Below are 20,775 nucleotides of genomic sequence, written 5' to 3'. Positions count from 1 at the left end.
GGCTATCCCGCCGCGGGCGGGACGGCCGGGCCGATGTAGCGCATCCGGCCCCCTTCCACCTTGTGCATGAAGTAGGTGTTTCCCGTGACCTGTCGTCGCTCGTTGAAGGCGTATTCCTTGGTCAGGCCGCGGAAGGTGCCCTGGGTGAGCGCGGTGAGCAGCCCGGCACGGGTCGGGCGGTTGCCGCCCGCGGCGGCGGTGACCAGCCGGTCGATGATCAGTTGGGTGGCGTCGTAGGCCTCCGCGGTCCAAATGTCGGGGGCGGACCCGTACGCAGCCTGGTGCGCCCGGGCCACCTCCGCGACCTCGGGGGCCTCCGGGCCGGTGTACGGGGTGAAGAACTGCCAGCCTTCGGCCGCCCGGCCGGCCGCGGCGAGGAACTCGGGGCCGGCGATGGTGTAGTCGGCCACCCGCGGCGCCTGGAAACCGGCGGCGGCCAGCAGTCCGGCGACCTTGGCCCCGCCGGCCGGGGTGCCGGTGTAGAAGAAGCCGTCGATGCCGTGCGCGAGCAGGTCGGTGATCACCGGGGCGAAATCGCCGGCTCCGCGGGGGACGACACGCCCGTAGTAGGTGGCCTCGGGTGCGAAGTAGCCGATGGTGCGGCTGATCAGCTGGGCCGCCTGCCAGGTGTCCGTGTCCCCGCCGCGGTCGCTGAGGATGCCCATCCGCTGGACGCCCTGCTTGCCGGCGAGTTGCAGGTTGACCGCTGCGGCCTGGGCCGAGGAGATCGGGCAGCTCTGGAAGAAGCTGCGCCGGTCGGTGATGCTGAAGGTCGTCGCCAGGGCGGAGACGGTCACCAGGGGGACGGAGTTCTCGCCGTAGAGTTCCAGGCACGGGATCACGGAGTCGTTGCCGGTGGGGCCGACCACGGCGAACAGGTCGCGGTTGGCGATGAGTCCGGTGGCGGCGGCCACCGAGCGGTCCGCCTTCCCACCGTCGTCGGCGGTGGCGACGGTGAGCGCGAAGGGCTTGTCCTTGCGGGAGTTGAAGGCGTCGACGGCGAGCCGCACCCCGCGCTCCTGGGCCTGACCGGCGGCCTTCTGCGGGCCCGAGAGGTCGGCGTGCACACCGATCACCCACTGCCGCGGGGCGTCCGCGGCCGGGGTGCGGGGCTCGTCCTGGTCGCGCAGCGCCAGCCAGGCGGCCAGGCCGCCGCCGGCCGCGAGGACGGCGCCGCCGGAGGCGAGGGCGAGGAACCGCCTGCGGGTGGGCGCCGGCGCGGCCGTGCCGGGCGCGGGGGCGGCGTCCGGGTCGGCGACGGTCTCGTCGATGCCGGGCAGGGCGAGCAGTGCGGCGGCCCGTTCGGCGATGGTGGCGACGACCGGGTCGGGCAGCCAGTCGGTGCCCTCCCCCGGCGTGTCCTCGGTCAGTGCCGCGTCCAACTCGCGCGCGCCGGGCCGGATGTCGGGGTGTTTGGCGACGCAGGTGCGCAGCAGCGCGGTGAGTTCGGGGTCGGCGAGGACCTCGGGGCCGAAGTCGGGCTCGTCGTGGACCGTGCGGTAGAGCACCGCGTCCACGGTGCCGGTGCCGAAGGGCAGCCGTCCGGTGGCGGCGTACGCGAGGAGGCAGCCGAGCGAGAAGACGTCGCCGGCCGGTTCGGCGGGGCGGCCCTCGGCCTGCTCGGGCGGGAGGAAGCCGGGGGTGCCGAGTACGGCGCCGTCGGAGGTCAGGGCGGTGTGCTCGCCGCCGCGGGCGATCCCGAAGTCGATGAGCCGGGGCCGGTCCATGCCGAGGAGGACGTTCCCGGGCTTCACGTCGCGGTGTACGAGGCCCTGCTCGTGCATCACCGCGAGGGCTTGGGCCATGGCCTTGCCGAGGATCCGTACGGCGCGCAGCGGGAGCGGACCGTGGGCCCCGACGGCCTCGGCGAGGGAGGGTCCGGCGACGAAGGAGGTGGCGAGCCACGGTTCGGTGGCGTCCGGGTCGGCGCCGGTGACGCGGACGGCCCAGGGGCTGTCCACCTCGGCGGCGATCTCGGCCTCGCGCCGGAAGCGGGCCCGGAAGTCGGCCTCTTCGGCGTACTCCGCGCGGATCACCTTGACCGCGGCGAGCGCGCCGTCGTCGGTACGGCCGAGGTAGACGACGCCCATGCCGCCGGCGCCGAGGCGCCCGAGGAGCCGGTGGCCGCCGATCCGGGAGGGGTCAGAGGGGTGGAGCGGCTCCATCAGCCCGCCGCCTTTCCGAGCTCCTGCTTGGCCTGGATCATCATCAGGCTGGTGCCGTTGGCCACGTAGCCGGTCAGGTCGTCGTTGGTGACGCCCTGCGCGCCCTTGGCGGCGATGGCCACGGTCACGGGTCCGAACTGGGCCTGGGACCAGGTGTAGGGGTAGGGTCCGCCGTCCTGCTCGCTGACGTACTCGCCGGTTTCGGTGAAGGCGTCCTCGGTCCATTCGTTCATTTGCTCGCCGAGGTAGAAGGCACCGCCCCACAGCCTCTTGAGGTCCTCGCCCTCACGCAGCTTCTGCTCGGGGCACCGCAGGACCTCTTCCATGGCGCGGGCGGTCTCCCAGCCGGATTCCTCGCGGTTGTGGTGGACGGTGACCGTGGCGTTGATCCGCACGCGGCCGCGGCCGTCCTTGGCCGGGATGTGGAAGTGGCGGGTGCTCGTGGCGAGCACGTCGGGCGGCAGGCCCTCGGTCTGCCAGACGCAGCTCTCGTCGAGCACGGGCCAGCGGCCGGGACCGCTCTCGAACGGGGTGCTGCGCACGACCTCGGGTCCGAGGTCCTGCTCGGCGATGATGATCCGGCCGAGCAGGTCGCGGGCCTCGGCGGCCGTCTTCGGCTGCTTGGACTCGTCGACCGGGGGCATCGCGACCCGGGCGGAACTGCTCGGTCCGGCGGCCGGGGCGCTGGCGCCGGTGCCGCCCGTACCCGAAGCGCCCGTGCCCGACGGCGTGGCCGACGTGCCCGGGCTGCCGCTCGCCGCGCCGCCCTTGGACGTGCCGTCGGCCGTACACCCTGCGATGAGGAACAGACCCGCCACCGCGCAGCCGCAGGCGCGCAGGACGGCCTTCCCCTTGCTCTCTCCCACCAGTCCCCCCACGGCACGGATCGTACCCCGCCGTGGACCCGCTTAACTGGCGTATGGAAAAGGGATGTTGAGGCCCCTCATGGCCCACCCCCTGCCCCTGGTGGGCGACGTCGACGAGGTGGGCTCCGGCCAACATCCGGGCGAAGCGCTCGACGTCGCCCGCGGGGCGGCGTTCGGCGAGGGTGGAGGCCCGGTAGACGCCGAGGACCTGATGCAGGTCAAAGACAAACCGGTCCACCGGTATGTAACGCACCGCGACCGGGCATGCTCCAGGAGCGTCAATCCATGGGGAAGGAGCCGCTCGTGCTCACTCAGGTTCTCTCTTGGCTCCGACGGCTCACGGGACGCTCCACCGGTACCACCACCGGTGGGGCCGCACCGCTGAGCGCCCGGGCCCCGGTCTTCACCGCGGACTTCAGGTCGACCACCCAGTGGGTCGCCGGCCGGTCCTGGGCTTATCCGAACGGTGGACCCACCAACACCGGTGACAACAAACTCGACTACCTGGTGGCCGACCCCTCCTACAGCCGCACCGGCACCTTCCGGGCGACCCGCCGCCCGGACGGCAAGTGGAACGCGGGCCTGCTGACCACCGAGGGCAGCGAAGAAGCGTTCATGGTGCGGACCGGTGACGTACTGGAGTCCCGGGTGCGGCTGCCCTCCGAGATCGGTGCCTGGCCCGCGATCTGGACCTGGCGGGACGGCGGCAACGAGATCGACGTCTTCGAGTACCACCCCGACAACCCCGACCTGCTCGAACTCTCCAACCACGTCAAGGGCGGCTCGCGCTACCACCGGGACTCCGCCATCGCCCCCGGCAGCTGGATCGACCTCAAGGTCGAGTTCGGCTCGCGCTCGGTCGTGTGGTGGGTCAACGGCACCCGGGTCTTCGCCGACCGCCGGGGCGTCGGGCGCAACTGGCGGGCGTCCCTCATCGTCAACCTGTCCGTGTGCGCCGGGCGCTACCACCCGGCGCCCGAACCGGGTGTCTCGCAGATGTCCTACGAGGTGGCGTACCTACGCGTCCACCGGCCCTAGCGAACCGCAGGCCTGGTGGCCCCACCGGCTGCCGTTCTTGGTGATCATGTCGCCGGCCGCGTAGGGCTTTCCGCAGGCGCAGCTGCCGGGGAACTTCGCCTTGATGGCCCGGGATCCGCCGCCGCCCGTCACGGTGCGCGCGGACGAACGCTTCCCCGGCGCGGCCGCCTTGCGGCGCGCAGGGGAAGCCGCGGCCGGTGCGGGAACCGGCATCTCCGTGCTGCCGAGGGCGGTTCCCGCGGCCTCCTGCCTGGTCGCCGCGTCGCTGGCGGCCTGGTCGACGATCGCGTTCAGGTTGTCGCCGTCCTCGCGGTGTGCGGGAACGTACTGGAAGGTGACGTCGCGGTCGGCCAGCAGCCGGTCGATCGCCTCGACGAGTTCCCGGTTGGCGACGGGCTGACCGGAGGCGGTCTTCCAGCCGTTGCGCTTCCAGCCCGGCAGCCACTGGGTCACGGCCTTCATCGCGTACTGGGAGTCCATCCGCACCTCGACGGGCGTCCCCGGATCCACCGCCTCCAGCAGCCGCTGGAGGGCGGTCAGCTCCCCGATGTTGTTGGTGGCCCGCCCCAGCGGACCGGCCTCCCAACGCTCGGGGCGTCCTTGGGAGTCGGCGATGACCCAACCCCAGCCGGCCGGCCCGGGATTACCTTTGGCCGCTCCGTCACAGGCGGCGATGATGCGATCAGACATCCCCCGATCATGCCTCATCCGCCGGGGCTCCCCGATCGCTCAGCCGGGCAGCACGTCTTGGGCCGCCGGCCGGGAGCCCGCGCGACGGAGCCGGTGGACGCCGACCTGATCGAGGTCGTCGCCGAGGCCGCCGCGTACGGGGCCGGGCCGGCTGCACCGGTCAGGAGCCGGGGCCTTCGGCGGAGAGCAGCGCGCACTTCTCGAAGTTCATGCATCCGCAGGCCAGGCAGTCGGCGACGGCGTCCCGCAGGATCTGCGTCTGCTCGATGAACCGGTCCAGTTCGGGGAGCTTGCTCTCGGCGAGCGCACGCCACTGCCGGGTGGCACCGCGCCCGGCATCGCCGTCGAGCAGGCCGCGGATCTCGGCGAGGGTGAATCCCGCCCGCTGGGCCATCTTGATCAGGGCGAGCCGCCGCACGGTGCCGGCCGGGTAGACGCGCCGGCCCGCGGCCCGTTCGGCGGGCGGCAGCAGGCCGACGCTCTCGTAGTAGCGCAGCGCCGAGGGTCTCATCCCCACCTGCCGAGCGAGCTCACCGATCCCGAGGTGTCGCACCCGTCACTCCCCCTTGACTTCACGTGCGCTTGAACCATGAGTCTGACCCGGTGACTCGCGTACAGACAACTCGTCTCCTCCCCCGGTCCTATCGGCCGCTGTTCGCCCATGCCGACTTCCGGCGGCTGCTGCCCGCGCTGGCGGCCTCCGATCTCGGTGACGGGATGAGCGTGGTCGCCGTGGCATGGCTGGCCATCGAGATCGCTCCCCCGGGGCGGTCCGGGATGCTCCTGGGGGCCGCGCTCGCCGCGTACGCGCTTCCGGGCGCGGCCGGAGCACTGCTCTTCGGGCGGTGGTTGCGCCGGCTTCCGGCAGGGCGGCTGTTGGTGGCCGACAGCCGGATCCGCGCGGTGCTCCTCGGCTCGGTACCGCTGGCCTGGGCCGCGGGGGTGCTGCACCCGGTGCTGTACGTGGCCCTGCTCGCGGGCTCGTCCGTCCTGCACGCCTGGGGGAACGCGGGCAGGTACTCCCTGATCGCGCAGATACTTCCGCCCGACCAGCGGCTGGCCGCCAATGCGTTGGTCAGTTCCAGCGTCTCGGCCTCCATCGTCGTCGGCCCCGCGCTCGCCGGGTTCCTGGCGGCGGTGATCAGTCCCGCCTGGCTCATCGGCCTCGACGCGCTGTCCTTCGCCGTGCTCGCCGCCCAGGTCGGGCGGCTGCGGGGCGCGGCGGCCGGGCAGGACGGGAAGGGGGCGACGGCCGCGACGGCCGCGCCCGTCGACGCCGACGGGTCGGCGGTCGGCCTGCGCCTGCTGCGCAAGCAGCCCGAGCTCCTCGGCGTCCTGGCCTTGACCTGGTTCTTCAACTTCCTCTACGGGCCGGCGGAGGTCGCGCTCCCGTTGCACGTCACCGACGACCTGCACGCCGGGGCGGGCCTGCTCGGGCTGTACTGGACGTTGTTCGGAGCGGGCGCCGTGCTGGGCGGGCTGGCCGCGGGCGCACTGCGCCGGTTCCCGCTCTGGCCGGTCACCCTGGGGATCGTCGCGGGCTGGGGGCTGGCGCTCGTACCCTTCGGCCTCGGTGCGCCCGCGGCCGTCACCCTGGTCTGCTTCACCCTCGGCGGCCTGATCTACGGACCGTTCACGGCGCTGTCCTACACCCTCTTCCAGGAGCGCACCCCGGCCGCCTCGCTGACCACGGTCCTCGCCGCCCGCAGCGCCGCCCTCCTGACCGCCGGGCCGGTGGGCACCGCGCTCGGCGGCCCGCTGGTCGCGCTGCTGGGGCCCCGACAGGTGCTGGCCGCATCGGGGATCGCGACCGTCGCGCTCGCCGTGATCGGAGCCGCGGTACGGGTCCGGGGACTGCGTCGCGTCAGGACCCCTTCGCTCCTGTGATGCCCGACTGGATCTCGTCCGCCAGCATCCGGGCGGCCGTGTCGGCCGCGCCGCCCACCAGGCGCGTCCGGGTGAGGCTGAAGGCCAGGCCGCGGGCGCGGTCGGCGAAGGCGATGCTGCCGCCGCTTCCGTGGTGGCCGAAAGCCGTGCGTTCACCTGCCATCTGGGGCAGGCCGACGAAGTAGCCGAGTCCCTTGGCGTACCTGCCGAGGAGCATCAGGTCCTTGCCCTCGACCGCCACGTCCGCCGCCAGGGCCACCCGCCCGGGTGACAGCAGCCGCACACCCTCGACCTCGCCGCACAGGGCCGCGTACAGCCGGGCGGCGGCCCGGGCGGTCGTGGTGCCGCACGCGGGCAGGTCCGCCAGCAGGTACGCGCGACGGTTGGCGAGTTCGGCGACGGTCCACACGCTGCGGTTCGGGGCGACGTACCGGCGGAAGGGCGCGGAGGGGGAAAGCGCCTCCAGCCCGGCCGCCCAGTTGCCCTCCACCAGCGGCGCCGTACGGGCGAGCTCGCTCTCGGGCAGGCCGAAGTAGAGCTCGTCGGCCACTCCCAGCGGTTCGCTCACGTACGTGCGCAGGGCCTCGGCGGGGGTCAGGCCGGTGATGCGGCGCACGGTCTCGCCGAGGATCCAGCCGAAGGTCCAGCCGTGGTACCCGCTGGCCGATCCCGGCTCCCACAGGGGCTCCGCCGCAGCGACGACCGCGCACATGGTGTCCCAGTCGCACAGCTCCTCTGGGGTGAGGGCGGCGGGGAGCTGCGGTACTCCGACGGCGTGCGTCAGGGCGTGCCGTACGGTGGCCCGCTCCTTGCCGTGCGCACCGAACTCGGGCCAGTAGTGGGCGACGGGGGTGTCGTAGTCGATCAGTCCGCGTTCGGCGAGCACGTGCACCAGGGTCGCGGTGAAGCCCTTGCCGGTCGAGAAGCTGTGGATCAGCGTGTCGGAACGGACCGGTCGGCCGCCGGGCCGGTCGATCCAGCCCGCGTGGGCATCGACGATCGACTCGCCGTCCACATAGGCCGCCACCTGGAGGCCGCTCTCCCGACCGGAGTCGACGAGTTCCTGGAGCATTCCGCTGACCCGTGCCTGCGCATCCGTGCTCGCCCCGTGGTCCACCCGGGCATCATGGCACCGCGCGGAGCCGGGGAGACGGATCAGGGCCGTGCGGCGGCGCCGCACGGCCCTGGTCTTCCCCGCGGCCCGTTCAGGGAACGGGCGGGACGGGGAAACGGTTCTCCGGAGCCCGGTGGTCACACCGGGCCGTCGTCCGGGACTAGGCGGGGGTGATGTTCTCCGCCTGCGGGCCCTTCTGACCCTGCGTGATGTCGAAGGTCACGGCCTGACCCTCCTGCAGCTCACGGTAGCCAGAGGCGTTGATCGCCGAGTAGTGGGCGAAGACGTCCGGGCCGCCACCGTCCTGGGCGATGAAGCCGAAGCCCTTTTCCGAGTTGAACCACTTCACAGTTCCCGTAGCCATGTTCATGCCTTCCCGTTGACGTACGTCTTCCACACGGCGTGGAAGACGGAGGTGATCGCCCTGGTCCTACGGCACAACACAGCAAAACTGCCCACACCAAAAGGCACGGGCAAGGCACTTGGAACCACGACAGCTACCCGTGAAGGTACACGCCTGCACGCACTGTCACCAGGGGGAATGATCTCGCCTTCGGGACGAGATTCAGCCCTTTCGCCCACACTCCGGGCACGGCCGCCCGTAAATGCGTCGAGCACCGCCCCCGGGATGCCGTAAGGTGAGGTCTACCGACGCGGGGTGGAGCAGCTCGGTAGCTCGCTGGGCTCATAACCCAGAGGTCGCAGGTTCAAATCCTGTCCCCGCTACTGATCGGAAGGGCCCGGATCCTCATGGATCCGGGCCCTTCTGCTGTGCCGGGCCCTTCTCCCTCGCGCAGCGCGGCACGTCGGCCGGCGCCGGATCCAGGTCCGGGAGCGGGTCCCGCTCCGGGTCCTCGCGTCGTCCGGACCCCGGGGCCGGTGCCGGCGCAGGACCCGGAGCCGCGTCACCCGGTGGCCCGTGGCGCCGCCGCCCCGCCGCGCCGTGGCCGCCGCGACGATGAGTACCCCGACCGCCGTGTGACGGCACTCACACAACGATCTGTCGTCCGGTGTCGACCGGGCGGGGTGCGGCGGGCGTATGCCCGGTGAGAGGGACACATGGATTCGGGAGCGATTTTTTGACCATCGAGGAGTTCGAGGAGTTCTACGCGCAAGCGGCAGGACGGCTCACAGGACAGCTCTACGTGATGCTCGGCGACCACCACGAGGCGCAGGACGTGGTGCAGGAGGCCTTCGTCAGGGGGTGGGGTCGCCGGCGTCAGCTGGACCGTGACGGCCGGCCCGAGGCGTGGATCCGCACCGTCGCGTGGCGGCTCGCCGTCAGCCGGTGGCGCGGGCGGCGGCGCACCGCCGACGCCTGGCAGCGCACCGCCCCCGCCGGTCACGTGGAGGGGCCGGGGCCGGAGGTGGTGGCGTTGGTCGAGGCGCTGCGCCAACTGCCCCTGAAGCAGCGCCGGACCATGGCGCTGCACTACGTGTGCGATCTGAGCGTCGAGCAGATCGCCGCCGAGACCTCGCTGTCCACGAGCACGGTCAAGACCCACCTGTCCCGCGGGAGGACCACGCTCTCCCGCCATCTGCAGGACCCCCGCATTGAGGAGGCTCCCGATGCATGACTCCCACGACCCGCTGCGGTCCCTTTTCCAGGAAGCAGCCTCCGCCGGACAGTCCGCGAGCACGACCCCGCCCGTCGCCGTGATCGAGCGGCGCGGCGAACGGCACCGCCGGCACCGGATCGTCGGCATCGCCGCCGCCTGCTTCCTCGTCCTCGCCGGATCGGGTGCGGTCCTGTCCGCCTTCCTCCCCGGGGACTCGGGCCCGACCCTGCCCGCGACCACTCCCTCGCCCGTAGCCCCGTCCCCGACGTCCGCACCGCCCCCGCCATCCAACTCCACGCCGCCGACGCTCAATTCCATGACGCCGCCGCGCAACACCACACCTCCGCCGCCGCTCAACAGCATGATGCCGTCCGGCAGTAGAACGACGTCGCCGGTCGATCCCACCGGGACCGCGACCATGTCGGCCATGCCGCCCCAGTCGCCCCGATAGCCCCTTCTCCCGTCCCCCTCCCCCTTCTCCCCCCTCTCCCCGCAACACACCGCCCGCGGACACCGGCCTGGACCAGGGCCGGTGGCTCAGTACGCCTTCAGACGGTCAGGAGATTCCGATATGCCCGTTTCTGCCCCCCGTCGGTCGGTCGAGCTTCCCGGCTCGCCCACCACCTGGCCGCCCGTGCACGAGGGCGGTCGCCGTCCCCGCCGCACCCTGCCGGCGTTCCTGCGGCTCGGCCCGGGCGAGCGCGAGGTGGTGTGGCTGTACCTGCTGACCCGCGTCGGCATCTGGGCCACCGCGGGCGCCGTCACCTGGCTGTTCCCCTCCGACGGCGAGGCCCGCCGGCCCGCTTCGCTGCTCGCGCCCTGGCAGCGATGGGACTGGTGGCATTACCTCCACATAGCCCAGGAGGGCTACTTCCCCGACCAGGCGGGCCCCTGGACGGCCGGCTGGGACAACCGGGAGGCCTTTCTGCCCGGCTTCCCCCTCACCCTGCGCGCCGTCCACACCGTGGTTCCCGACTGGGCCGCGGCCGGAGCTCTGATCTCGTTCCTCTCGGGAGGCGTCGCCGTCCTGGCCCTCGCCCGGATCGCCCGCCATCACCTGGCCGACCTCGAAACGGGCCGCCGTGCGGTGGCCTTCCTCCTGCTCTCGCCGTGCGCCGTGTTCCTCGCCGCGGGCTACACCGAGGCGCTCTTCCTCGCCCTGGCCCTGCCCGCCTGGCTGGCGGCGCAGCGCCAGAACTGGCCGGCGGCGGCCGTACTGGCCTGCCTGGCCTGCTCGGTCCGCATCACGGGCCTGTTCCTCGCGGCGGCCCTCGCCCTGCACTTCGTCCTCACCGCCCGCGGCCGCACCGCCTGGCGCGCGGCTCCGTGGCTCTTCCTGCCGGCCCTCGCCCCCGCCCTCTACAGCTGGTACCTGCACAGCTGGACCGGCGACTGGATGGCCTGGAAGCACTCCCAGGAACGCGGCTGGTACCGGGACTTCCACGCACCGTGGGAAGCCTGGGCGAACACTTGGGAAGCCGGCTTCCACCACACCCACCCCACCGGGTACGCACTGATGTGGCAGGCCGAACTCCTGGCCATGGTGGTCGGCGTCGTCCTCCTGGTCCTGCTGGTACTGGGCCGCCGCTGGCCCGAAGCCCTCTACATGGGCCTCACCCTGTGGGCCCTGGGCACCTCCTACTGGTACACGTCCGTGCCCCGCTCCACCCTCCTGTGGTGGCCGCTGTGGATCGGCCTGGCCTCCTGGAGCGTGAAGCGCCCCCGGATCCAGACCGCCTACCTCTACGTCGTGGCTCCCCTGTCCACCGCGGTCGCCATCACCTTCCTCACGGGTCGCTGGGCCGGCTAGGCGGCCCAGCTCCGGTGGTCGAGGTGGCGTCGACTGGCCGGTCGGGCAGGGTGGGCGTTCCATCGAAGGGTGGGCCTCGCCCCGAGGGGCTCTTTCGCGGCAGGAGATCGCCATGACCGGAGTGAGGACCGCGCACCCGGGCCGCGCCCGGACGGCGCTGCTGTGCGCCACCGCGCTCCTCGGCACGGTCCTGCCGGCCGGTGGCGCGTGGGCGGCGACCGGGGCGGCGACCGCGACCGCGTCCTGCGCGGCGTCCCCCGAGCCCTCGGGCGGCGAGGCGAAGCAGATCCTGGACATCGCCAAGGCGGCGCAGAAGGAGCTGGACCTGAACGCCGTCGTCCTGCGGGTCACGCGCGACGGGCGGGAGATCGTCACCGGAGCACTCGGCGAGTCGATGACGGGGGTCCCGGCCACGGCGGACATGCACTTCCGGGCCGGTTCGGTGGCCATCGTCTACATGGGCATCGCCATGCTGCAACTCGTCGAGGACGGCAAGGCCGACCTCGACGACCCGATCTCGCGCTGGCTCCCGGACGCGCCGCACGCCGACGAGATCACCCTGCGCATGCTCGGCGCCTCCACCTCGGGCCTGCGCGACTACGTGCCGGACCCGAAGTTCCTCGCGGCCCTGTACGCCGACCCGTTCCGCCAGTGGACCCCGGCCGAACTCGTGGGCATCTCCGCCGCCCACCCGCTGCTGTACGAGCCGGGGACGAGCTGGAGCTACTCCCACGCGAACTTCGTGCTCCTCGGGCAGGCCCTGGAGAAGATCTCCGGCATGCCGCTGGCGAAGGTGATGGAGCAGCAGATCACGGGGCCCGCCGGACTGGACAACACCCGCAACAGCTTCACGCCCCAGATCGAGGAGCCCGTCCTGCACTCCTTCGACGCCGAGCGCGGCAAGTACGAGGAGTCCACCTACTGGAACCCCTCCTGGACCACCGCCCCCGGTGCGGTCCTGAACACGCACATCTGCGACCTGGCCCGCTCTGCCGAGGTCGTGGGTACGGGTGAGCTCCTCTCGCCGCAGAGCTTCAAGGTCCAGCTCGACCCGGGCACGGTGGGCCTCGGCGGCAACACCCCCGGCTGCGCGCCCAAGGACTGCTTCCGCCAGCTTCCGGCCCGGCACTTCGGCTACGGCGTGATCGTCCAGAACGGCTGGATCCAGTCGAACCCGTCCTTCGCGGGCTACGCGGCGATCCAGGCGTACCTCCCGAGCGAGCGCCTGGCCATCGCGGTGTCCACCACGGTCGGCCCCAAGAGCCCCGAGAACAACACGGCGCAGACCATCGCCGGCCGGATCGCCGCCGTCCTGGCCCCCGAGAACTCCCTGACGGGATGACGGTCCCGCCCCCGCACGGACGCACCGGACCGGACGGGCGCACCGGACCAGGCGGGCGCCCGGTCAATCACCCGAGAAGGCGATCCTCAGGTCCGTCTCCCGCCGGCATCGCAGGCCCCAAGTCAGCAGCGTGGTCATGACCTCGCGTTCCGCGCCTTGCAAGCGGGCGAGGTCCGAGGCCTCCAGTTCCCGCACCATCCGGGCCACCGCTTCACCGCGGAGCACGGTGTCCCCGTACGGTTCCACGTCCGCAAGGGTGGGCAGCCCGGGGCGCCCGAGCCGTTCGATCGCCGCCCGGAGGACGTCATCGGCGATGACCCGCTCGAGCATTCCCGCTGCCGGACGCGGCCCGGGCGTCCGGCGCGTCCGAGCCGTGGACACCCCACGCCGAAGTTCGATGACGAGCGTCACAGCGCCACTTCCTCGCATCGCAGTCATGACAGGACCGTCTCGTCCCAGCACACGTGCAGTTGTTCCCGCAGGTCCGGAACGGATGCCGGCGCACAAGACATGACGATCACGAGCCTACTGAGGTCGAGGCCGTCGAACCGCCGCGTGAAGGACCATCGCCGGCCTGCCCGCAGAAGGGTCCTGAAGAGCAGGTGGCGTGCGTCGGCATCGTCCGGCAGCACCTCGTCCGCAGCCTCGACGATGCATACGTAGCGGTCCGCGGGCAGCAGCCAGTGCAGGTCCCGCAGGCAGTCGAGGAGTGCGTTCCAGTTCCACCCGAAGTAGTCCGGCAGCTTCAGTCGATCGTAGAACTGCAGGAAGACCGCGTCGGTGTCCCGCATCTCGCGGCCGTCGAGGCGCACCACGTACGTCCTACCGGTCGCGGGTAGCAACAGATCGACCGGCAGCGCGCCTTGCTCCGGAACGACGTGCACCCAGGGCACGGTGTGCACATCGCCACCTCCCCTTCCGTTCCGGCGCCGTTTCCACCATATCCGGTGCCTCGCACGCGCGTTGAGCAGGAGCGGAGCCGGACGTCCCGGCGGTGCGGTGCGGCATCATCGAGATCATGACTCATCCCTCCCTGCCGACCACCGAGTCGGCCGTCGCCGCGATACGGGCCGTCGCGGACGAGTACCGGCTGGCCGTGTCCGTCACCGACGACATCGGCGCCGACCAGACGTCGCGGCGGACCTCCTCGGCCCCGTTCGCCGTCCTCGACCCCGACGGATCCCTGCCCCACGAGGCGTTCGTCGAACTGGGCGGCAGCCCGACCGTCAGCGTGCGGATCTACCCCGAGGACGACGCGAAGGTCACCGTCGACGGGGTGGAATTCGACGACGTCCCCCGGGATTCCGTCCCCGCGTTCCTGAGGTCCGTCTACGGCGGACTGGCCTTCGTGAAGGGGCGGTTCTTCCCGCCGGGCTACTGGCTGTCCGTCCCCCTGCCCGGTGACGAGACGTACCGGGAGAAGGTCGGGGGCCCCTCGCTCACGCCCTGGCTCTCCGGCCGCGTCCGCAGCTAGGCAGGGGCGGACGGCCTGGAGCGGGCTTTGGTCGCGGGCGTTGACGGCGGCGTGCGTGCGGTCGCGCAGGCCCGGGCGGGACGGCACGCGGGAGATGTGGTTCTTGACCGTGCCTTCGCTGAGGAAGAGGCGGCCCGCGATCTCGCGGTCGGTGGAGCCGGTGGCGATCAGGCGCTGTACGTCGGTCCGCGCTCGGTGAGCGCCGAGAGGGCGGGGGTCGGGGGCGCCGGGCGGGAGGGTCCGGCCGCGAGCCTGCGGGCCACCGCGGCGTCGAGCTGGGCCACGCCCGCGCGTGCCGGGCGTACGGCGACGGCCAGTTCGGCCGAGGGCAGGTTCTTCAGGAGGTGGCCGATGGCGCCCGCCCCCAGGGCCCGGCCGACGTACTCGTCGTCGTCGAAGATCGTCAGCGTGATCGCCTTGCAGTCGGGGGGCGCGGTCGGCCGGTTCGGCAACGGCGAATACCCCGTCCATGACGACCACGTCCGGGTGGTGGGCCACGGCGGCCCCGATCACGGTCGTGCCGGGCAGGATCCCGAGGATCGAGGCGATCCCCTCGCGGACGAGCTCCTGGTCGTCCCCGACCAACACCCGTACCGCGCCGGCGGCGGAATCCGCCGTCCTCGTCCGGCCCGCCCTTCCGGTACGGAGGCGGGCGCAGGTGCGGGTGCGGGCGCCGGGACACGGGGCCTCGACCTGGACCCGGCCCCCGAGCGGGGCGAGGCGTTCGCGCAGGCCGCGCAGGCCGAAACCGCCCGGGCCCGGTGACGGGTCCGCGGGGAAGCCGCGGCCGTCGTCGGCGAGGACGGCCGGCCGTACCGGGGCCCGTTCCCCGTAGGCTGCACGCCTGCGCCGAACGGGCCCCCGCCCGGTCACCGGGCGCGCATACTCGGAGCATGGCCGACACCACCACCGTCGAGGTCGACACCGATGTGCACGACCGCCTCAGCGTGCTCGCCGCGGACCGCGGACTGAGCCTGCGCGCGTACCTCGCCGAACTCGCCACCGCCCAGGAGAACGAGGCCGCGCTCGCCCGGGCCGCGCTCGCCTTCGAGCGGGCCCTGGAGCGGCCCGGCTTCCGCGAGGGCTTCGCCCGCGACTTCGGCCGGCTGGCGTCGCGCGACTGAGCCGGCCCGTGCGGGCCCGCCGGCGCCGGAGGGGCGCCCGGGGGACCGCCGACGGGCCGGTTCCACGAAACGTACCTATGCTCGGAGAAGGGGCTGCACCGAGCCCTGAAGGACGGCTGTCATGACCGAGGCGAGCGATGCGGCCCAGGCGGACCGCACTCTGAAGGCCCGGCACCGCGCGATGTGGGCGCTGGGCGACTACCAGTCGGTGGCCTCCCACGTCATTCCGGATCTGGGGGCCGTGCTCGTGAAGGAGTGCGGCGTACAGCGCGGCGACCGGGTGCTCGACATCGCGGCGGGCTCGGGCAACGCCGCCATCCCGGCCGCCCTGGCGGGGGCCGACGTGGTGGCGTCCGACCTCACTCCCGAACTGCTGGAGATCGGCCGGCACCTGGCCGCCGTACGCGGGGCCGCGCTGGAGTGGCAGGAGGCGGACGCCGAGCACCTGCCCTTCGCCGACGGCGAGTTCGACGTCGTGATGTCCTGCGTCGGCATCATGTTCGCCCCGCACCACCGGCCCGCCGCCGAGGAGATGCTGCGCGTCTGCCGCTCCGGCGGCACGGTCGGGCTGATCAACTGGACCCCGCAGGGCTTCGTGGGCCGGATGTTCGCCACGATGAAGCCGTACGCTCCCCCGCCGCCGCCCGGGGCCCAGCCGCCCCCGCTGTGGGGGGAGGAGGAACACGTGCACGAGTTGCTCGGCGACGCGGTCACCGACGTGGACTCCCGTCGCCGGACGGTGCGCGTGGACCGCTTCACGGGGCCCACGGACTTCCGGGAGTTCTTCAAGGCCTGCTACGGGCCCACCGTCGCCGTCTACCGCGCCGTCGCCGGCGATCCGGACAAGGTCGCCGAGCTGGACGCGGCGCTCGACGCCCTCGCCGCCGAGCACACGGTGGACGGGGCCATGGAGTGGGAGTATCTGCTGCTGACGGCCCACCGCCGGAGCTGACCACCGCCGGAACTGACCACGGCTGGAACTGACCCCACCGTTGCTGAACGCCGCCGGAGCTGGCTGCCCACCGGTCAGTCGAGCACCGGATGCACTTCCGGATGGGCGTCCCACCACACCTTGTGGAAGGGGTTGTTGTCCACGTTGGCCAGGTAGGCGCGGGCCGCGGCCCGGTAGAGCAGTTCCGCCTGCCCCGCCGAGAGCGCCGCACGGCTCCACGCGAGGCGGATGCGGCCGATGATGGGGGTGCCGACGAGCGGGCGCATCACCGTGCCCTCCCCCGACGGGGCCGTCGGCTGGCTGAGCGCGACCGCGCGTCCCGCGGCGATCAGGTCGTGCTGCATCTTGCGGTCGGTGATCCGGTAGCGCAGTGAGGGACTGAATCCGGCCTTCGCGCAAGCGGTGACGAGCGCCTCGGGGCCGCCGTCGTCGTCCTCCACCAGTGTCATCCACGACTCCCCGGCCAGGTCGGCCAGTTCGATGCGGTCCAGGCCCGCGAGGGGGTGCGCGGCGGACAGCCGTATGCAGAACGGCTCCTTCGGGATCAGCGTCCTGGCCAGGGTTCCTTCCGGCAGCGGCACCTCGTGGTCGTTGACCTCCCCGTACACGATGGCGTCGTAGCGTCCGGCGCCGAGCATCCGGGCCAGGACGGTGACCGAATCCTCCAGGTCCACGGCTATCTCCCGGCCTGACATGGACAGGTCGGTCTGGGCGAGGAGGCCGTCGAGCAGCACGAGCATGATGCAGCCCAGCCGCAACGGGCCGCCGGTCGACATGGCGCGCGCCTGCGCTCCCAACGCGTCCATCTCGCTGAGCACGCGACGCGCCTTGGCCAGCACGAACTGGCCCAGTGCCGTGGGCTCCACCCCACTGCGGCCCCGCACGAAGAGCTCGCCCCCGGTGACGCGTTCGATGCGGCGCAGCTGGGCTGAAAGTGCGGGCTGGGACACTCCGAGCCGCCTCGCCGCGCCCCCCAGGCTGCCCGCCTCCGCTATCCGGCAAACGGCTTGCAGATGCCTCAACTCCAGCTGCATCCGGGCAGCGTACGAGTCGGGCCGCCGCGGCACCATAACGCGGACCTTATGCCCCCCGAGATGTCCCAATCTCGTCATGTTCACGCTCATACTCGGCCGCGAACGACACTCATCCCCGACCCCCCACGATCGGAGTGGACGTTGCATCCCAGCAGATGGACGGCGGCCGTGGCAGCGATGGCGCTGACCGCGAGCCTCGCCGGCGCTCTGGCCGGGACGGCATCGGCGGCGCAGCCGGCGCAGCCCTCCCCGTCCCAGAAGGACACACCGGCCGCACGTGCGGTCGCGGCCGCCGACCAGGCCGTCGACAGCGGCCTGGACTCCCTGGTCAACTCCTCCCAGGAACAGTACGAACGACGTCTCGTCACCCCCTGGGTGAAGGACCTCTACTCCGTCTCGTACGAGCGCAGTTACCGCGGCCTGCCGGTCGTCGGCGGCGACGCGGTCGTGCTCGCGGACGGCACCGGCAAGGTGCGGGCCCTCCAGTCCGCCTCCTCCGTGCGCATCGACGTCTCCACCCGGGCGTCGGTTTCCGCGAAGGACGCCGAGTCGACCTCGCGGGCGAAGCTGGCCTCGGTCGACAAGGTCGAGAGCAGCCGGCTCGTCGTCCGCCTCAAGGACGACCAGCCGGTGCTGGCGTGGGAGACCGTGCTGGTCGGCCGGACGAAGACCGCGCCGAGCAGGCTGCACGTCTTCGTGGACGCGCGGACGGGCGCCTTCGTCGACAGCTACGACGAGGTGGTCGCGGGCACCGGCAACAGCAAGTGGAACGGGCCGGGCCCGGTCACCATCGACACCACCAACTCGGGCTCCACGTACACGCTGCGCGACCCGGTCCGGACCGGCCTGAGCTGTGCGGACTACAGCACCGGCACGGTCTTCTCGAAGTCCTCCGACTCCTGGGGCACCGGCAACCCCACGAGCAAGGAGACCGGCTGCGTCGACCTGATGTTCGCTGCGCAGAAGCAGTGGGACATGCTCTCCCAGTGGCTGGGCCGCAACGGCGTCAGCGGCAACGGCCGCAGCTTCCCCGCCAAGGTGGGCCTGAGCGACCTCAACGCCTACTGGGACGGCAGCTCGGTCACCATCGGGCGCAACAGCGCGGGCGAGTGGATCGCCGGGATCGACGTGGTGGCCCACGAGTACGGGCACGCGATCGACTCCAACACCCCGGGCGGCACCAGCGGCCAGGAGTCCGGGCTCGGCGAGGCCACCGGCGACATCTTCGGCGCGCTGACCGAGGCCTTCGCCAACGAGCCGGCCCCGTACGACACCCCCGACTACACGGTCGGCGAGGTCATCAACCTCCAGGGCCGGGGCCCGATCCGGAACATGTACAACCCGCCGGCCGTCAACAACGACCCGGCCTGCTACAGCTCCGCGATACCCGGCACCGAGGTGCACGCGGCGGCCGGCCCCCTGAACCACTGGTTCTACCTGCTGGCCGAGGGCACCAGCCCCGGCGGCGGCAAGCCGAGCAGCAGCACCTGCAACGGCACCACCCTGACCGGGGTGGGCGTGCAGAACGCCGGCAAGATCTTCTACGGCGGCATGCTGCTCAAGACCAGCGGCATGTCCTACAAGAAGTACCGGACGGCGACGCTGAGTTCCGCCAAGTCGCTCGACGCCACCTGTGACCTCTTCAACAAGACCAAGGGGGCCTGGGACGCGATCAGCGTGCCCGCCCAGACCGCCGACCCGACCTGTACCCCGAGCGGCCAGAACAACGACTTCTCCATGTCGCTGAGCCCCTCCTCGGGCACCGTCCAGCAGGGCGGTTCCGTCACCACCACGGTCGGCACCGCGGTCACCACGGGCAACGCCCAGTCGGTGACGCTGACCGCCTCCGGCCTGCCGGCCGGCGTGAGCGCCTCCTTCAACCCGGCCACCGTGCAGTCCGGCCAGTCCTCGGTGCTCACCCTGACCGCCACGGCCAACGCGGCTCCCGGTGCGTCCACGGTCGTCGTCAAGGGGCAGGGCGCGGCCCTCTCCCACACGGTCGACTACTCGCTCAACGTCGGCGGGACCCAGCCCGGCAACGACCCGCCGGACATCGACGTCGCCAAGGTTCAGGCGCACCTGACCCAGTTCAACACCATCGCGAGCCAGAACGGCGGCCACCGCCGTGCGGGCAGCGCCGGCTACACCCAGTCGCTGGCGTACGTGAAGGGCAAGCTGCAGGCGGCCGGTTACACCGTCACCGAGCAGAACTGCACCTCCTGCACCTACCCGTCGAACAACCTGATCGCCGACTGGCCGGGCGGCCCCGCCGACCAGACCGTCATGTTCGGCGCGCACCTCGACGGCGTCTCGGCCGGCCCCGGCATCAACGACAACGGCTCGGGCTCCGCGACGCTGTTGGAGAACGCCCTCGTCCTCGCCCAGAAGAACCCGACGATGACCAAGCACGTGCGCTTCGCCTGGTGGACCGACGAGGAACAGGGCCTCAACGGCTCCGAGTTCTACGTCAACCAGCTGAGCAGCGCCCAGCGCAGCGCCATCAAGGGCTACTACAACTTCGACATGGTGGGCTCCACCAACGGCGGCTACTTCATCAACAACGTCAACTCCACCACCGCCGCCCCGCTGAAGGCGTACTGGACCTCCCTGAACCTGGCGCCCGAGGAGAACACCGAGGGCCAGGGCCGCAGCGACGACTACTCCTTCCAGCAGGCCGGTATCCCCACCTCCGGCTACGCGGCCGGGGCCAGCGCCCGCAAGACCTCGGCGCAGGCCACGAAGTGGGGCGGCACGGCCAACGCCGCCTACGACCCCTGCTACCACAGCTCCTGCGACACCACGAACAACATCAACGCCACGGTGCTGAACCGCAGCGCCGACGGCGTCGCCTACGCCGTCTGGAAGCAGGCGGTCGGCGGTGAGACCCCCGCACAGGACTTCTCCATCGGCGTCAGCCCGTCCGCGGGCAGCGCGGCCCCCGGCGGTTCCGCTTCCGCCACGGTCAACACGGCCACCGTGAGCGGCGCCGCCCAGACCGTCGCGCTCTCCGTCTCCGGCGCGCCGGCCGGTGTCACCGCGACGCTCAGCCCGACGTCCGTCCAGTCCGGCAGCTCCTCGACGCTGTCGCTCCAGGTCGGCGCGGGCACCGCGCCCGGCAGCTACACCCTGACGGTCACCGGCGCCGGCACCGTCAGCCACACCACCACCTACACCCTCACCGTCACCGGTGGCGGCTCCTGCACACCGCGCCAGCTCGTGGTCAACGGCGGCTTCGAGAACGGCTCCAGTCCGTGGAGCGCGACCGCCGGTGTCATCACCAACCAGTCCGGCCAGACCCCGCACGGCGGCAGCTACAAGGCGTGGCTGACCGGGTACGGGTCCACGCACACGGACAGCGCCGCGCAGACGCTGACCATCCCGTCGGGCTGCTCCACGTACCGGCTCGGCTTCTTCCTCCACATCGACACGGACGAGGACGAGAACGTCGTCTACGACCGGTTCACCGTCTCGGTGGCCGGCCAGACGCTGGAGACCCTCTCCAACCTGAACGCGAACTCCGGCTACGTGGAGAAGTCCTACGACCTCTCGCAGTTCGCCGGGCAGACCGTCACCCTGAAGTTCAACGGCACGGAGGACCAGTCCCTGCAGACCTCCTTCGTCGTGGACGACGTCACCCTCCAGGTGAGCTGACACGCCCACCTGAGCGCTCGATCGCCTGAAGCCCGGCCCGGCCCCCGCAGCGCGGAGGCCGGGCCGGTA

At 72.1% G+C, this 20,775-nt stretch carries 21 protein-coding genes and 1 tRNA gene; 12 read left to right on the top strand and 10 right to left on the bottom strand.

Annotated features, from left to right (window positions below; all coding sequences use genetic code 11):
- Positions 1 to 2 precede the first annotated feature (2 nt).
- Positions 3 to 2,165, bottom strand: coding sequence for a bifunctional serine/threonine-protein kinase/ABC transporter substrate-binding protein (locus tag OG594_RS43260; RefSeq protein WP_266607915.1), 2,163 nt, complete (start codon positions 2,163 to 2,165; stop codon positions 3 to 5).
- A complete protein-coding gene (locus OG594_RS43255; RefSeq protein WP_266607913.1) occupies positions 2,165 to 3,043 on the bottom strand; it encodes a hypothetical protein in 879 nt (292 codons plus the stop codon). Before OG594_RS43255 ends, OG594_RS43260 begins: the two co-directional genes overlap by 1 nt.
- A gap of 369 nt (positions 3,044 to 3,412) precedes the next feature.
- Between OG594_RS43255 and OG594_RS43250 the strand changes: the two genes are divergently transcribed.
- Positions 3,413 to 4,069 (top strand): family 16 glycosylhydrolase, encoded by a 657-nt coding sequence (locus tag OG594_RS43250; RefSeq protein ID WP_266608868.1) that lies wholly within the window; start codon positions 3,413 to 3,415, stop codon positions 4,067 to 4,069.
- Here OG594_RS43250 and OG594_RS43245 read toward each other — a convergent pair.
- Together OG594_RS43245 and OG594_RS43240 are read right to left on the bottom strand one after the other, a co-directional pair.
- The gene (locus OG594_RS43245) at positions 4,049 to 4,759 is read right to left on the bottom strand and encodes a ribonuclease H (protein WP_266607911.1); all 711 of its coding nucleotides are present in this window, start codon (positions 4,757 to 4,759) and stop codon (positions 4,049 to 4,051) included. The two genes, OG594_RS43250 and OG594_RS43245, sit on opposite strands and share 21 nt — an antisense overlap.
- Before the next feature lie 160 nt (positions 4,760 to 4,919).
- Complete coding sequence (locus tag OG594_RS43240; RefSeq protein ID WP_266607910.1) at positions 4,920 to 5,312, bottom strand: MerR family transcriptional regulator; 393 nt, start codon at positions 5,310 to 5,312, stop codon at positions 4,920 to 4,922.
- 50 nt (positions 5,313 to 5,362) lie between these two features.
- Between OG594_RS43240 and OG594_RS43235 the strand changes: the two genes are divergently transcribed.
- Entirely contained in the window at positions 5,363 to 6,646 is a 1,284-nt protein-coding gene (locus tag OG594_RS43235; protein ID WP_266607908.1) for an MFS transporter, read from the top strand.
- Here OG594_RS43235 and OG594_RS43230 read toward each other — a convergent pair.
- A complete protein-coding gene (locus OG594_RS43230; RefSeq protein WP_266607907.1) occupies positions 6,624 to 7,763 on the bottom strand; it encodes a serine hydrolase domain-containing protein in 1,140 nt (379 codons plus the stop codon). The two genes, OG594_RS43235 and OG594_RS43230, sit on opposite strands and share 23 nt — an antisense overlap.
- 157 nt (positions 7,764 to 7,920) lie before the next feature.
- The gene (locus tag OG594_RS43225; protein WP_030384970.1) at positions 7,921 to 8,124 is read right to left on the bottom strand and encodes a cold-shock protein; all 204 of its coding nucleotides are present in this window, start codon (positions 8,122 to 8,124) and stop codon (positions 7,921 to 7,923) included.
- Between the two features lie 288 nt (positions 8,125 to 8,412).
- Between OG594_RS43225 and OG594_RS43220 the strand changes: the two genes are divergently transcribed.
- The 5 genes from OG594_RS43220 to OG594_RS43200 all read left to right on the top strand — a co-directional run bounded on the left by OG594_RS43220 (position 8,413) and on the right by OG594_RS43200 (position 12,471).
- Positions 8,413 to 8,486 (top strand) — tRNA-Met (locus OG594_RS43220).
- A 353-nt stretch (positions 8,487 to 8,839) separates the two neighbouring features.
- Positions 8,840 to 9,337, top strand: a complete 498-nt coding sequence (locus tag OG594_RS43215) for a SigE family RNA polymerase sigma factor (protein WP_266607906.1) — start codon at positions 8,840 to 8,842, stop codon at positions 9,335 to 9,337.
- Positions 9,330 to 9,770 (top strand): hypothetical protein, encoded by a 441-nt coding sequence (locus OG594_RS43210; protein WP_266607904.1) that lies wholly within the window; start codon positions 9,330 to 9,332, stop codon positions 9,768 to 9,770. Before OG594_RS43215 ends, OG594_RS43210 begins: the two co-directional genes overlap by 8 nt.
- A 120-nt stretch (positions 9,771 to 9,890) precedes the next feature.
- Positions 9,891 to 11,129: a mannosyltransferase family protein gene (locus OG594_RS43205; RefSeq protein ID WP_266607902.1), complete on the top strand. Its 1,239-nt coding sequence runs from the start codon at positions 9,891 to 9,893 to the stop codon at positions 11,127 to 11,129.
- A 112-nt stretch (positions 11,130 to 11,241) separates the two neighbouring features.
- Complete coding sequence (locus OG594_RS43200; protein WP_266607891.1) at positions 11,242 to 12,471, top strand: serine hydrolase; 1,230 nt, start codon at positions 11,242 to 11,244, stop codon at positions 12,469 to 12,471.
- 63 nt (positions 12,472 to 12,534) lie between these two features.
- On the opposite strand, the gene OG594_RS43195 is transcribed toward OG594_RS43200, so the two are convergent.
- On the bottom strand, positions 12,535 to 12,801 hold the full coding sequence (locus tag OG594_RS43195; RefSeq protein ID WP_266607890.1) for a hypothetical protein: 267 nt from the start codon (positions 12,799 to 12,801) through the stop codon (positions 12,535 to 12,537).
- 104 nt (positions 12,802 to 12,905) lie between these two features.
- Positions 12,906 to 13,373, bottom strand: coding sequence for a barstar family protein (locus OG594_RS43190; RefSeq protein ID WP_266607889.1), 468 nt, complete (start codon positions 13,371 to 13,373; stop codon positions 12,906 to 12,908).
- Positions 13,374 to 13,489: 116 nt separating this feature from the next.
- Between OG594_RS43190 and OG594_RS43185 the strand changes: the two genes are divergently transcribed.
- A complete protein-coding gene (locus OG594_RS43185; RefSeq protein WP_266607888.1) occupies positions 13,490 to 13,945 on the top strand; it encodes a hypothetical protein in 456 nt (151 codons plus the stop codon).
- 167 nt (positions 13,946 to 14,112) lie between these two features.
- Here the strand turns inward: OG594_RS43185 and OG594_RS43180 are convergent, their stop codons facing one another.
- Positions 14,113 to 14,397 carry a hypothetical protein gene (locus OG594_RS43180; protein ID WP_266607886.1) on the bottom strand — a complete coding sequence of 95 codons (285 nt, stop codon included), beginning with the start codon at positions 14,395 to 14,397 and terminating at the stop codon, positions 14,113 to 14,115.
- On the opposite strand from OG594_RS43180, the gene OG594_RS43175 reads away from it, so the two are divergent.
- From OG594_RS43175 to OG594_RS43165, 3 genes are all read left to right on the top strand, one after another.
- Positions 14,354 to 14,710 (top strand): hypothetical protein, encoded by a 357-nt coding sequence (locus tag OG594_RS43175; RefSeq protein ID WP_266607884.1) that lies wholly within the window; start codon positions 14,354 to 14,356, stop codon positions 14,708 to 14,710. The two genes, OG594_RS43180 and OG594_RS43175, sit on opposite strands and share 44 nt — an antisense overlap.
- A gap of 128 nt (positions 14,711 to 14,838) precedes the next feature.
- Entirely contained in the window at positions 14,839 to 15,069 is a 231-nt protein-coding gene (locus OG594_RS43170; RefSeq protein ID WP_266607882.1) for an antitoxin MazE7, read from the top strand.
- Between the two features lie 121 nt (positions 15,070 to 15,190).
- The gene (locus OG594_RS43165) at positions 15,191 to 16,021 is read left to right on the top strand and encodes a class I SAM-dependent methyltransferase (RefSeq protein ID WP_266607880.1); all 831 of its coding nucleotides are present in this window, start codon (positions 15,191 to 15,193) and stop codon (positions 16,019 to 16,021) included.
- A gap of 74 nt (positions 16,022 to 16,095) precedes the next feature.
- Here the strand turns inward: OG594_RS43165 and OG594_RS43160 are convergent, their stop codons facing one another.
- Positions 16,096 to 17,055: a LysR family transcriptional regulator gene (locus OG594_RS43160; protein ID WP_266607879.1), complete on the bottom strand. Its 960-nt coding sequence runs from the start codon at positions 17,053 to 17,055 to the stop codon at positions 16,096 to 16,098.
- Between the two features lie 177 nt (positions 17,056 to 17,232).
- Here OG594_RS43160 and OG594_RS43155 point away from each other — a divergent pair, with 177 nt between their 5' ends.
- A complete protein-coding gene (locus tag OG594_RS43155) occupies positions 17,233 to 20,706 on the top strand; it encodes a M28 family peptidase (protein WP_266608867.1) in 3,474 nt (1,157 codons plus the stop codon).
- The last annotated feature ends 69 nt before the right edge of the window (positions 20,707 to 20,775 follow it).

The sequence above is a fragment of the Streptomyces sp. NBC_01214 genome (assembly GCF_026340975.1).
Taxonomy (GTDB): Bacteria; Actinomycetota; Actinomycetes; order Streptomycetales; family Streptomycetaceae; genus Streptomyces.
Note: the sequence above shows the minus strand (reverse complement) of the source record. Positions and strands in the feature narration are given on the sequence as shown.